Here is a 12,463-nt window from a genome sequence, read left to right on the forward strand (position 1 = left end):
GGCTCAGTGCCAGGTGGCGGCCGCCCGCCGCAGCCGGTCGTTGATCGCCCGGCCGACTCCGACGTCGGGGACCGGCTCGGCGACGATCTCGGCCACCCCGGCCGCGTCCAAGCGGTGCAGGGCGTCGAAGAGCCGAGCGGCCGCCGCGGTCAGGTCGCCCTCCGGCGAGAGCACCTCCACCGCAGCCCACCCACCGGCCGTGGGGGCTTCCCGGAAGGCGAGGAAACCCCGCCGGCCGCCGCCGCCCGGCGCCGACTCCGCCGCGCCGAACTTCAGCGGCGTACGCGGGGCGTAGTGCGCCGCGAGGGTCCCGGGCGCCACCGGCCGGCCGGAGCTGCCCGGCCGTACGGTGACCTCCCCGACCGCCTCGACCAGCGCCTCCACCGGCAGCGCGCCCAGCCGCAGCACCACCGGCCGGTCGCCCCGCGCGTCCACGATGGTCGACTCGATGCCGCACCGGGTGGGGCCGCCGTCGAGCACCACGTCCACGGCGTCGCCCAGTCCGGCCACCACGTGCTCGGCCCGGGTCGGGCTGAGCTGCCCGAACCGGTTGGCGCTGGGGGCGGCCACCGGCACGCCGGCGGCGGCGATCAGCGCGCGGGCGGCGGGCTCGTCCGGCACCCGGACCGCCATGGTGTCCAGCCCCGAGGTGACGATCGGCGGGATCGCCGCCGGCCGGTCCACGATCAGGGTGAGCGGGCCGGGCCAGAAGCGCTCGACCAGCGCGGCGACCACTGGCGGCACCGCGCCGACCAGTGCCGGCAGGTCGGCCGCGTCGGCCAGGTGGGTGATCAGCGGGTCGAAGCTCGGCCGCGCCTTCGCCTCGAAGATCCGCGCCGCCGCCCGGGCGTCCAGGGCGTTCGCGCCCAGCCCGTAGACCGTCTCGGTGGGGAAGGCGACCAGCCCTCCGGCACGGAGGACGGCGGCGGCTTCGGCGATGCCGCTGTCGGCCGGCAGGACGCGCGGGGATCCGGTGGTCACGCCCCGACGCTAGCCTGCCGCCGTCCGCCCGCTGCCACGGGTCGGCGGAGGCCCCGCCGGTCGATCTACCCGCGCCGCATGGGGAGGCGGGTCGCGCTGGCGCTGGCCGCGGTCGCCGTGACCGGCCCGCCGAGGGCTACCCCTTTGCCTGGTCGGTGTGCGAGTGGCTGCCGGGCGAGAACGCCAACGGCACCATCAACGACCTGGGGCACGCCGCCGTCGACCTCGCCGCGTTCATCACCGCGCCGCGGCGGATCGACACCACCGGCGCGTTCCCCCGTAAGCCCCACGGCAGAGGCGGGGCGATGGCCGAGTTCGACGACGCGGTACGCCGGTACGATCGGCCCGCTTACCAGGGCTTCCGGGGTTGATCGCAAGCACGTATCGTGCACCTGCCGCGGTGTGCCGCGGACGCGATCGTCCGCCATGGCCCGGCCTCCCCTGACTGCCTCTCGCGAGGAGATCCTCTGTGCCCCGACATCATCCCCGACGAGCGCTCGCCGCGACGATGGCGTCGGTCCTGGCCACCGCTGCCGTGACGTTCACCGTCGGCCCGGCCCCGGCCCTGGCCTCCACCGGCGTTTTCGCCAACCCCTTTGGGCTGACGTCCAGCAACGCCAGCGACTCGATCACCTTTTCCGACGGGCGGGTCCTCACCAACTCCACCGGAGAAAAGATCAACTACGCCTCCTGGTCACCCGACGGCAGCCGCGCCGCCTTCGTCAACCAGGACGGCGCGATCCTCACCCTGCGCTATGACGACCCGGACGACGTCCACACGGTGGTCTGGCCCGAGACCGACACGGTACGCCGCGACCCGCAGTGGATCGGGCGCACCGATCAGGTCATGTGGGCGGCAAAGCCGCTGGGCCGGCCCTGGCGGATCGAGTCCACCAGCAATCTCAACGGCATCCAGACCGACGCCCTCAACCCGGACGACGGCTGGAACTACACGAACCCGGACAGCGACAACGCCGGTCACGTCGTCGTGCAGCGCCAGCAGACCGACGGCGCCGGCAACCCGACCGGCGTTCCGGAGATCGGGATGCTCACCGACGGGCGCTTCGAGGCGATCACCACCAACGCCAGCAACCCGACGATCTCGCCCGACGGGCGCTGGGTGGCGTTCGTCCGCGACGGCGACATCTGGAACATCTACCCCTACAGCGGGAGCCAGAACCGCATCACTGCGAACGGCGGGAGCCACGACGACCCGCACTTCTCGCCGGACGGCACGTACGTCATGTTCACCCAGACCGTGGAGGGCTCCGGCACCCCGGTCGTGGCCATCGCCTACGGGATCGGCGGCACGCAGGACCTGATCCGCGTCATCGACGGACTCAGCGGCGTGCCGGCGTACCAGCCGCAGGCCCAGGACCGGACGGTGCGGGTCGCCGGCCAGGACCGGTTCGGCACAGCGGTGGCCGCGTCCCAGGCGCACTGGGGCAAGTACGACGACCCCGCCGACGTCCGGCCGCGGGCCGGCGCCGTCGTGCTGTCCCGCTCCGACACGTACGCCGACGCGCTCGGCGGCTCGGCGCTCGCCGCGGCGAAGAAGGGTCCGCTGCTGCTGACCCCGCCCACCGCGCTGCAGCCGCAGACCGCCGACGAGATCCGTCGGGTGCTCCCGGCCGGTGGCACCGTCTACCTGCTCGGCAGCGAGGGCGCACTGTCCAACACCGTGCGCGACGCGGTCGCTCGGCTCGGCTTCAAGGTCGTGCGGCTGGCCGGCGCCGACCGCTTCGGCACCTCGATCGCGATCGCCAACGCGATCGACTCGACCCCGGACCAGGTCCTCGTCGCGACCGGGATGAACTTCCCCGACGCGCTGGCCGCCGGGGCCGCGGCCGGTTCCCGCAACCGGCCCGGCACCGACACCTCGGCCGTGGTGGTGCTGACCAACGACGACAAGCTGCCGCCCGCGATCAAGGCCTACCTCGACGCCCGCGAGATCGGCGGCAGCGAGCTCATCGCGGTGGGCAAGCAGGCGGCCACGGCGATCGACCCGTACCCGACCATCAACTTCGCCGGGCAGGACCGCTTCGAGACCGCCAGCGCCGTCAACGTCTACTTCTTCGGCAGGGGCGGCACGGTCGGTCTCGCCACCGGGATGGACTGGCCGGACGCCCTCGCCGGCGGTGCGCTGATGGCGACACTGAACGGCCCGCTGATGCTGACCTTCGGCACCCAGGACACCCTGCACCCGAAGGCAAAGACGTACGCCGACCTGCTCAGCGGCTCGATCGACACCGCCGTCGTCTTCGGCTCGGCGGCCGTGGTCAGCGAGCCGCAGGCGGCCGAGCTCGGCAAGTGGATCAGCGGCCCGATGGGCAGCTCCATGGCCACCAACGGAACCTACCTGAAGTAAGGACGTCCCGAGGACGGACGAAAGGGCCCGGCGCCATCGCCGGGCCCTTTCCCGTATCAGACATTGAGCGGGCAGGCTGCCGACATGGTGTGGAGTGGGCTGCCAGCGACTCGAACCCTAGGCCGCAGGCAAGTCGTGGGGGCCAGCCTGCTCGTGTTGTCGTCTCGCGTCAGCCTTTGACCACGTCCGCCAGCCGGCTTGCCGGTACGAATGGCTGCACAGCCAAGCAGCTCGCCCGGTGCCGACGTAACGGTGATCAATACCATGGCGCTTCATCAGGGGACGCCGACGATCTCGAGGACCGGGCCGCCGGGCCCGGCCGATCCCTCCGACGTTAGGATCTGATGTCCGTTCATTCCCGCTCCACCCGCCAGCACCTGCTCCGTAGCAGCCTCGCGGTCGGTGCGCTGGCCGCGCTCGGCACCGGCCTGCTGCCCGCCGCCCCGGCCGGTGCCGCCCCCGCCCGGACCGACCTCGTCGTCGGGACCTCCGTCGACCCCGTCGAGGTGCCAGCCGGGGGCGGCTCGTCGACCCTGACCCTCGACCTGCGCAACTCCGGCACGAAGGCCAGCCAGGACGTGACCGTGGCGTTCACGCTGCCGGCGGGCACCTGGTTCTTCACCGACGGGTTCGTGGTCCCGCCGAGCTGGCACTGCGACCTGCTGGGCACCGCGACCTGCAGCTACGCCCCGCTCGCCGCCGGGGAGGTCGCCGACACGCTGAGCATCCCGTTCGGGATCCCGGCTGGTACCGCCGGCGACACGCTGACCATCACAGCGACGGCGTCGACCCGCATGGAGTCGTCGCTCACCAACAACACGGGCCAGGCGACCGTGCACTACATCCCCAGCACGGTGGATCTGGACTTCGTGCCCGCCGCCACCACCCAGCAACTGCTCCCGAACGAACAGGCGCAGCTCGTCACGTCGGTCCGGAACACCGGGAATTCGCCCTCGGGCGAGGTCACCGTCACCACCCCCGTGCCGGCCGGCATGCGCGGCTGGGAAACCTACAACGAGGGGTGGGACTGCGCGTTCGGCAACGGCGTGGCCGACGGCCGGACCGGCTGGCGCTGCGTCCACGGCCCGCTGCAGCCGGGCCAGACGAGCGAGCCGCTGACCTTTGCCGCGGACCTCACCGACACCACGGTCGGCGACATCGTGACGCTTGAGGCGACCGCGTCGACAACGTCGACGGAGACCATCCTGGACAACAACATGGCACGGGACACCGTCACGGTGGAGCAGGGCGCCACCGTGCGCGGCACCGTCTGGGTGGACAACAACCGCAACGGCGTACGGGACGCGAATGAGGGGGGTGCCCCGGTCGGCAACGGCGGGATCGACCACATCGAGCTGATCCCGCAGACCTCGGGCCAACCCGGCTACACGGTCACCGTCAACCCCGACGGCACCTACGTCGCGTACGCCCGCCCGGGCACCTACCGTGCGGAGTTCTACGTGCAGGACCCGCACGAGTTCATTGACTCGGTCGACTCGGACCTGATCTATCACTGGAACGAGACCGGTGGTTACAACAACTACGGCTACACCGACTGGTTCACCGTGACGACGAGTGACCAGGTCACCCTGGACGCGGGCGTGAACTGACAATCTTCGGCCGTACCGGTAACACCCGGGCGGTCCGGCCTCCGCGGCCGGACCGCCCGATCTCGTCGTAGGCCCGGATCCGTTCGGCAACGGCCCGGAGGCGGTCGCGAACCGGCTGCACGAAGCGGTGGCGGGTCGGATCTCATGCCCGTAGCTGTCTACGCCCGTGCTGTCGAGTCCGAGTCTGTTGCCGTCACTGGCCGTGGGGATGGAGCCCGCGGTGTCCAACCGCCGGCTGGGCCAGCAGCTTGTCCGCCCACGCTCGTACGACTTCAACAGCCTGCGAACGAAGGGCGCCCTGAGCGACTTCCTCGCGTAGCGACCGGCGCGGGCTCGTCAGGCTTCCTCGGCCATCGACCGGCTGCTCGGCGGGGAGGGCACGGGGTGAGCGCTTGGCTGTACGGATTGCTGCACTCGGGACCGTGGTCAACCGGTGTTTGTGCTGGTGGAGCACAGGGGACTTGAACCCCTAAGCCGCAAGCGAGCCCCAGACCGACTGGAGAGGGACCGATCGGCGCTCCGACCTCCGCCGGACCCGTCACCGCCTCTCGACGTTTCACAGCTCCTGCGGCACTCATCTGTACTGGCGTTGTACTAGTTGATCTTTGAGAATCGTGGCTTTCAGGGCTGGAAGTACTCAGAACCCCAGCAGCTCGCGTCCGCCGGCAACTCCCACCAGTGCGGCATCATCGTCGGCCGCCACGCCGGATCCGGCTGGAAGTCCATCCACTGGCCGTCGAAGGGCGCGGCCCCGGCGCGGGCCAGGGCAAGCAGTCGTTCGCCCTCGGCCCGGACCTCGGCGGCCTCGACTTCATCCCAGAACGCCGGCTCGCCGGTGTACTCGGCGAACGCGTCCTCGTCCTTCCACGACCACCTACCATCCGGATAGACGAGAAGGTCGAGCTCCTGGTCGTAGACGTCGACCCCGCCAGCCCACCGGGTGACCGGACGCTCCAGGTTGACATACCAGCCGTCGAAGTCGCCGTCCGGTCGCCAACTCCACCAAACCGAGTGCGCCGCCCCAGGCGGCATCAACATCAGAGTCCGGAAAGGCTGCCACGTATCCAGGCTGAGCATCGTAGTCATCCGCAGCGACGTGAGCAGCGACAGCTTCCGCGTCGACTGGCCAGCGCCGTCAACCCGACGCATGGCCTGTGAGCCAGCCTCGATCCACAGCGCCAGCCCGCGCTCGTCGTCGCTGACCACTCGCCCGCACAGCACCGAGCCGACCCGGCCGTCCGGATACAGGTGCCGGCGGACGATCGTCTGCCCCCGCTCAAAAATCATCCGAGCACGATACCCGCCAAGGTCCGGTAATCGTTGCCCCAAACTCGCCAACTCGAACGCCTGCCATCACACCGCAGACCGCCTAAGCCTCGGGCCAGCAAGCACGGCAAGGTTCAATGACAGCTCCTGCGCCTGAGGGATAGCAACGCTCTGAGGTTTTGTCGTCTGGACGAACGGTCACCGCCCCCTGCCTTGCAAAGATCAGGACTGCTGTCTGCCGGCGTCGGTGGCCGGCAGCGGCCATTTCGCCATTCGACTATCCGACAAATTAGTGCCGATCCCGGCCCGCCCCACATTTTGGGGCTACGCGCACTTCCGGCTCATGTGTCACGATCTTGGCCATGCGTCTTTCGTTCGGCCTGCTCGTTGCATCCGTCGCGGCTGGTCTGCTCTCGGTTGCGGCGGCGCTGCTCGCCATGCCAGCCGCGGCGCTGCAGTTCGGCCTAGTCATGCTGCTCGCACTGCTCGGCTACGTCCTGATGGATCGAGGTGCGCGCCGCGTGAGGTGGGCCGTCGCCGCCGGTGTCGGGCTACTTGCCGTGGTCGCGGCGATGAGACTGCTCTGGTACCAGGAACAGGTCGATGAAGCAGGCTGGCTGGCATACGGCCAAGGGGTAGCGAAGACGTCCATGTTGGCGCGTTGGCGGGAGATGATCGACCGGGAAAGGCTCGCCGCGCTGGGTCTGACGCTTGGCGTTCTCTGTCTCGCGGCCGGTGTATTGGCGTTACCGTCACGCGGCAGGCGGCGGGGTGTGGCGACCACAGTCCTCGCGCTGCTGCTACTCGCCTGGTTCGGGCTGAGCTTCGCGCGGGAGTTCGGCCGTTATCCGCTGCTCGACCTGCTCGGGACGGTGTGGCCGGCGCTGCTCGCTGGCCTGGTGACCATGGGGGCGCTCGCGCTGTCAGGGTGGCGGGCCGACCGGCGTTGGCTGCTCCCGGTGGGGTTGTTCCTGCTGTCACTCGTAGCGGCTCACGCCTACTCGGATCTCGCCGCGCAGTGGTCAGGCTGGTGGGTTATGGCCAAACCTGCCGACGGCGCCTTCCTGGAGCCAGGGGTGAGGGTGAGCACGTCAACGGAAGGCTTCCCTCAGGTGTCGTGGGCCATAGAGGCGGCAATCGCGCTCGCCGGCGCGGGACTGGTGGCCGTCGGCGCATTGCGCAGCTCCCGCGAGTCTGACGCTTCATAGGTTGAGGCTGGGCAAGGTGGATCTCTCGGGGAGCGAATCTCCGAGGAGGGTCGGGGTTCGGGGCGGAGCCCCGAGGTCTTCGAGTCCTGGTCGTCCCCAACTTTGGCCGGCCGGCGCGGCCGATGCCGGCCGGAGGTCGCCAGCAGGCCGGGGCCGGGCCGGCGCGGCCCGCTTCGCGGGCCGCCTTGATCCGATAGAGGCTAGTTCGGCAGTGGACGGCGGAACGGGTTACTGGTCCTCGTCGTCATCTTCGTAGGCCTCGCACGAGACCAAGCCATTCATGAACTCCCCGAACGAGTCTGCGATCCGTCGAGGAACTTTGTCTTCGTCGACGTATACGACCGCCGGCTCCCCGCCCGGTCCGGACTCGGAGTAGTCGAGCATGACCGTGTCAGGGCCAGCCGCAGGTGTCACACCGAGCACGACCCCGACCTTCGGGTAGTCCCACTCGGAGATCAGGTTAGCGGACTGTGCGTCGACCCCCTCCTCATATCCGATGCCCATGATGACGTCTACCCCGAAGTGGTCGGCAGCCCAGGACGTCCGGAAGCTCGTGGGATAGCAGCTGTTCTTCAGAACACCGCCGTTCTGCCGATACATCAGCTCCACGTAACTCCGCGGCAACCGAACTCCGAGAGTTTCCTCGGCCCGCCGAACCATGTCCTCGGTCAGAGGTGGTCCGATCCATGGCGACGGACCGACTTCGAATGGACCAGTCATTTCAGCGAGCCCTTTTCATCGTCAGAACTTGGGCTGGACCGGTACGGGCAGCTTGTCCGCCCACGCTCGTAGGACTTCAACAGCGTGCGAACGAAGGGCGCCCTGAGCGACTTCCTCGCGTAGCGACCGGCGCGGGCTCGTCAGGCTTCCTCGGCCATCGACCGGCTGCTCGGCGAGGAGGACACGGGGTGAGCGCTTGGCTGTACGGATGGCTGCACTCGGGACCGTGGTCAACCGGTGTTTGTGCTGGTGGAGCCCAGGGGACTTGAACCCCTAACCCCTGCCTTGCAAAGGCAGTGCTCTGCCAGTTGAGCTAGGGCCCCGAGGGCGGGCGGAGCCGCCTGGTGCTGGCAGTCGGGAGGCGGACGGTCAGCGCAGGTCGGGCGCCGTGGTCGCCTCGTGCCACAGAGCGCGCTCGTCGTTCGAGGCCTTGACCTTCTTGGCCACGACGGCGGCAACGCCGATGACGCCGACCAGGATCAGAAGCTTCTTGAACATTGGGGCGACCCCTCGCGCTCGACTACCGTCGGACGGTGCGGTGGGGCTAGCTGGAATCGAACCAGCGACCTCAGAGTTATCAGCTCTGCGCTCTAACCGACTGAGCTATAGCCCCGCGTAGCGACGAGCAAGGTTAACCCATCGCCGCGGCCCGCCCCAAATCGGGGTGGCCGTGGCGCGGCACTCGCCCGCACCAGATCGAACCTACCCGGATGCGCGACGCCGGGGCGACCGCTTTACGCGGCGCCCCGGCGGCCCCGCTGGTTCAGTCCCGCTCGGCGAGCGTCAGCTCGATCCCGCCGACCAGGTCGGCACAGACGTTGTAGACGAACGCGCCAAGCGTGGCGAGCGCGGTGAAGAGCACGACGTTGACCAGGCCGATCAGCGCCGAGCTGAGGATGACGCCCTTGGCGGTGATCTGGAAGCCGCTGGCGCTCTGACCGCCGGCGTTGACCAGGTCGGACAGGCTGTCGTTGACGCTCTGGAACACGCCCATGGCATCCAGGGCCAGGTAGAGCACCGAGGTGGCGACGACCACCACGATGAAGAGCACCACCGAGACGGCGAACGCGAACTTCATCACGGACCACGGGTCGATCCGCTTGAGGTTCAGCCGGGCCCGGCGCGGCCCACGGGACGCGGCCGAGCTGACCGAGCTACGCGCGGCGCGTACCGCCTCACCCACGCGCGCGGCGCCGACGGCCGCCGCGCCGCTGATGCCCGGCGGCAGGCCGCCGCCGTTGGCCGGGCGGCTCGGCGTGCCCGGGCGGGCGCCGTCCGGCAACGGCCTGGTGGCGGTGCCGACGCCCGACGCGACCCGGGGCTGGGTGCCGGTGGTACCGGTCGACGGTCGGGCCGCGCCCGCCGCGACCGGCCGTGTCGTGGCGGGCTTTGCCGTAGGGGCCGCCGGGGCGGCCATGCCGTCGGCGGAGGTGGGCGCGTCGCCCTTGGCGTTCTCGGTCTTGTCGCTCGCCCCCGAATCCTCCGTGGGCTTCTCCGGCGGGGGTGTCATGCCGGGGGCCCGGGTGAATTTCGGGGCAGGCGCGTCGGCGGGGACGGTGGCCCGGCCCACGGCCGCGCGGCCGGTCGCTGGTGTGCCGCCCTTGGCGGCCTCCTCGTCGACCGGGTTGGCCGAGGTCCCCGTGTTCCCCGACTTCGCCTGTGTCTCCGTCATTCAACTAGTCCTGTTCGTCAGGCTCGTCGGCATTGCGAGCAATCGCCACGATAGTCACGCCGTCCGGGAGGTCCATCAGCTTGACCCCCATTGTGTTCCGGTCACGCGTACGGCGTACAGGCTTCACCGGAGTCCGAATGACGCCACCGTTGCTGGTAATCGCGAACAGCTCGTCGTCCGGGTCGATCACCACCGCACCGACCAGACCGCCGCGTCGCTCGGTGATCTTCGCAGTCAGTACGCCCTTACCTCCCCGGCCCTGGACCGGGTATTCCTCGATCGGGGTGCGTTTCGCGTATCCCCCGTTCGTCGCGACCAGCACGTCCAGGCCCTCGCGGACGACCTCCATGGCCAGCAGGACGTCGTCCTCGCTGAACCGCATGCCGATCACGCCCGAGGTGGCCCGGCCCATCGGCCGCAGCGCCTCGTCGCTGGCGTTGAACCGGATCGCCTGCGCGTTCTTGGAGACCAGCAGCAGGTCGTCCTCCGGCGCGACCAGGGCAGCACCGACCAGCTCGTCCTCATCGCGCAGGTTGATCGCGATGATGCCGCCGGAACGGGGGGAGTCGAACTCCTCGAGCCGCGTCTTCTTCACCAGGCCGTTCTTCGTGGCCAGTACCAGGTAGGGAGCCACCTGGTAGTTCGGAATTTCGATGATCTGCGCGATCTGCTCGTCCGGTTGGAACGCAAGCAGATTGGCCACGTGCTGGCCCTTGGCCACCCTACTGGCTTCGGGAAGCTCGTACGCCTTCGCCCGGTAGACCCGACCCTTGTTCGTGAAGAACAGCATCCAGTCGTGGGTGGAGCATACGAAGAAGTGGCTGACGATGTCGTCCTGCCGCAGCGTCGCGCCGCTGACACCCTTGCCGCCCCGCCGCTGGGAGCGGTACAGGTCGACCTTGGTCCGCTTGGCGTACCCGGTGCGGGTGATGGTGACCACCACGTCCTCGCGGGCGATCAGGTCCTCCATCGAGACCTCGCCCTCGAACGGCATGATCTTCGTACGCCGCTCGTCGCCCCACTTCGCGACGATCTCGCCGAGCTCCTCGGAGACGATCTTCCGCTGCCGCTCCGGCTTGGCGAGGATGTCCTTGAGGTCGGCGATCTCGATCTCGAGCTTGGCCAGGTCGTCCAGGATCCGCTGCCGCTCCAGGGCGGCGAGGCGGCGCAGCTGCATGTCCAGGATCGCGGTCGCCTGGATCTCGTCGATCTCCAGCAGCCGGATCAGGCCCTGCCGGGCGTCCTCGACCGTCGGCGAGCGCCGGATCAGGGCGATCACCTCATCGAGGGCATCGAGGGCCTTGGACAGACCGCGCAGGATGTGCGCCCGCTCCTCCGCCTTGCGCAGCCGGAACGCGGTCCGCCGCCGGATCACGTCGATCTGGTGCTCGACGTAGTAGCGGAGGAACTGGGCCAGGTTGAGCGTGCGCGGCACCCCGTCGACCAGGGCCAGCATGTTGGCGCCGAAGGTCTCCTGGAGCTGGGTGTGCTTGTAGAGGTTGTTCAGCACCACCTTGGCGACCGCGTCGCGCTTGAGCACGAGCACGATCCGCATGCCGGTACGCCCGGAGGACTCGTCCCGGATGTCGGCGATGCCGGCGAGCTTGCCCTCCTTGATCAGCTCGGCGATCCGCTCGGCCAGGTTGTCCGGGTTGACCTGGTACGGCAGCTCGCTGACCACCAGGCAGGGACGGCCACGCTTGTCCTCCTCCACCTCCACCACGGCGCGCATCCGGATCGAACCCCGCCCGGTCCGGTACGCGTCCTGGATCGCCTGGGTGCCGACGATCAGGCCGTGGGTGGGGAAGTCCGGGCCCTTGACGATCTCCAGCAGCGCGTCGAGGGTGGTGGCCTCGTCCTCCTCCGGGTGCTCCAGGCACCACTGCACCGCCGCGCCGATCTCGCGCAGGTTGTGCGGCGGGATCTTGGTGGCCATGCCGACCGCGATGCCCTCGGAGCCGTTCACCAGCAGGTTGGGGATCCGCGACGGCAGGATGGTGGGCTCCTTGGCCCGGCCGTCGTAGTTGTCCTGCAGGTCGACGGTGTCCTCGTCGATGTCCCGCAGCATCTCCATCGCCAGCGGGTCGAGCTTGCACTCGGTATACCGCATCGCCGCGGCCGGATCATTACCCGGCGAGCCGAAGTTGCCGTTGCCGTCGACCAGTGGGTAGCGCAGCGACCATGGCTGGGCCATCCGGACCAGCGCGTCGTAGATCGCCGAGTCGCCGTGCGGGTGGAACTGACCCATCACGTCACCGACGACGCGGGAGCACTTCACGTAGCCACGGTCCGGCCGGTAGCCGGAGTCGAACATGGCGTAGAGGATCTTGCGGTGAACCGGCTTGAGCCCGTCCCGGACGTCCGGCAGGGCCCGCCCCACGATGACGCTCATCGCGTAGTCGAGGTACGAGCGCTGCATCTCGACCTCGAGGCCGACCGGCTCGATCCGGTCGTGCGCCACGACGGCGGCGGCTGTCTCCGGGATCTCCGGCTCGCTCGGGGTGGACTCGGGAGTATCGGTCACTGTTAACCCTTATCAGACTCAGAGTCGTTTTCGTGCTGTGGATAACGGCTGTGGAAACCGGCCAGGCTGTGGATAACTCTGTGGATCGCCGAGCCGGCCGGTGGATGTCCGACT

The 12,463-nt window shown here is 69.5% G+C and carries 10 protein-coding genes and 2 tRNA genes; 4 read left to right on the forward strand and 8 right to left on the reverse strand.

The genetic code is table 11. The features are described from left to right. Positions 1 to 3: 3 nt before the first annotated feature. Complete coding sequence (locus tag GA0070613_RS09125) at positions 4 to 957, reverse strand: L-threonylcarbamoyladenylate synthase (protein ID WP_089015840.1); 954 nt, start codon at positions 955 to 957, stop codon at positions 4 to 6. 179 nt (positions 958 to 1,136) lie between these two features. Between GA0070613_RS09125 and GA0070613_RS09130 the strand changes: the two genes are divergently transcribed. The 3 genes from GA0070613_RS09130 (at position 1,137) to GA0070613_RS09140 (ending at position 4,959) form a co-directional block, all read left to right on the forward strand. Further along, positions 1,137 to 1,352 (forward strand): protein kinase family protein, encoded by a 216-nt coding sequence (locus GA0070613_RS09130; RefSeq protein ID WP_197699063.1) that lies wholly within the window; start codon positions 1,137 to 1,139, stop codon positions 1,350 to 1,352. A gap of 98 nt (positions 1,353 to 1,450) precedes the next feature. Beyond that, positions 1,451 to 3,349, forward strand: a complete 1,899-nt coding sequence (locus GA0070613_RS09135) for a cell wall-binding repeat-containing protein (protein WP_157746308.1) — start codon at positions 1,451 to 1,453, stop codon at positions 3,347 to 3,349. Positions 3,350 to 3,693: 344 nt separating this feature from the next. Continuing rightward, the gene (locus GA0070613_RS09140) at positions 3,694 to 4,959 is read left to right on the forward strand and encodes a DUF11 domain-containing protein (protein ID WP_089011899.1); all 1,266 of its coding nucleotides are present in this window, start codon (positions 3,694 to 3,696) and stop codon (positions 4,957 to 4,959) included. 621 nt (positions 4,960 to 5,580) lie between these two features. On the opposite strand, the gene GA0070613_RS09145 is transcribed toward GA0070613_RS09140, so the two are convergent. Next, a complete protein-coding gene (locus tag GA0070613_RS09145; protein WP_089011900.1) occupies positions 5,581 to 6,246 on the reverse strand; it encodes a DUF402 domain-containing protein in 666 nt (221 codons plus the stop codon). 341 nt (positions 6,247 to 6,587) lie between these two features. On the opposite strand from GA0070613_RS09145, the gene GA0070613_RS09150 reads away from it, so the two are divergent. Then, positions 6,588 to 7,433 (forward strand): aminopeptidase, encoded by an 846-nt coding sequence (locus GA0070613_RS09150; RefSeq protein ID WP_089011901.1) that lies wholly within the window; start codon positions 6,588 to 6,590, stop codon positions 7,431 to 7,433. A 228-nt stretch (positions 7,434 to 7,661) separates the two neighbouring features. On the opposite strand, the gene GA0070613_RS09155 is transcribed toward GA0070613_RS09150, so the two are convergent. The 6 genes from GA0070613_RS09155 to gyrA form a co-directional block, all read right to left on the reverse strand. Further along, positions 7,662 to 8,153 carry an SMI1/KNR4 family protein gene (locus GA0070613_RS09155; protein ID WP_089011902.1) on the reverse strand — a complete coding sequence of 164 codons (492 nt, stop codon included), beginning with the start codon at positions 8,151 to 8,153 and terminating at the stop codon, positions 7,662 to 7,664. 247 nt (positions 8,154 to 8,400) lie between these two features. Beyond that, positions 8,401 to 8,476, reverse strand: a tRNA-Ala gene (locus GA0070613_RS09160). A 46-nt stretch (positions 8,477 to 8,522) separates the two neighbouring features. Then, positions 8,523 to 8,651 (reverse strand): DLW-39 family protein, encoded by a 129-nt coding sequence (locus tag GA0070613_RS33320; RefSeq protein ID WP_231929724.1) that lies wholly within the window; start codon positions 8,649 to 8,651, stop codon positions 8,523 to 8,525. 41 nt (positions 8,652 to 8,692) lie between these two features. After that, positions 8,693 to 8,766 (reverse strand) — tRNA-Ile (locus GA0070613_RS09165). A gap of 150 nt (positions 8,767 to 8,916) precedes the next feature. Next, positions 8,917 to 9,825 (reverse strand): DUF3566 domain-containing protein, encoded by a 909-nt coding sequence (locus tag GA0070613_RS09170; RefSeq protein ID WP_089011903.1) that lies wholly within the window; start codon positions 9,823 to 9,825, stop codon positions 8,917 to 8,919. Positions 9,826 to 9,829: 4 nt separating this feature from the next. After that, positions 9,830 to 12,349 carry a DNA gyrase subunit A gene (gyrA, locus tag GA0070613_RS09175; protein ID WP_089011904.1) on the reverse strand — a complete coding sequence of 840 codons (2,520 nt, stop codon included), beginning with the start codon at positions 12,347 to 12,349 and terminating at the stop codon, positions 9,830 to 9,832. Between the last annotated feature and the right edge of the window lie 114 nt (positions 12,350 to 12,463).

It is taken from the genome of Micromonospora inositola, from assembly GCF_900090285.1.
Classification (GTDB): domain Bacteria; phylum Actinomycetota; class Actinomycetes; order Mycobacteriales; family Micromonosporaceae; genus Micromonospora; species Micromonospora inositola.

Bases quoted from the DNA above. Each gene is read 5' to 3' on its own strand.
- GA0070613_RS09140 (WP_089011899.1), top strand. From the start codon at position 3,694: ATGTCCGTTCATTCCCGCTCCACCCGCCAGCACCTGCTCCGTAGCAGC.
- GA0070613_RS09145 (WP_089011900.1), bottom strand. From the start codon at position 6,246: ATGATTTTTGAGCGGGGGCAGACGATCGTCCGCCGGCACCTGTATCCG.
- GA0070613_RS09150 (WP_089011901.1), top strand. From the start codon at position 6,588: ATGCGTCTTTCGTTCGGCCTGCTCGTTGCATCCGTCGCGGCTGGTCTG.
- GA0070613_RS09155 (WP_089011902.1), bottom strand. From the start codon at position 8,153: ATGACTGGTCCATTCGAAGTCGGTCCGTCGCCATGGATCGGACCACCT.
- GA0070613_RS33320 (WP_231929724.1), bottom strand. From the start codon at position 8,651: ATGTTCAAGAAGCTTCTGATCCTGGTCGGCGTCATCGGCGTTGCCGCC.
- GA0070613_RS09170 (WP_089011903.1), bottom strand. From the start codon at position 9,825: ATGACGGAGACACAGGCGAAGTCGGGGAACACGGGGACCTCGGCCAAC.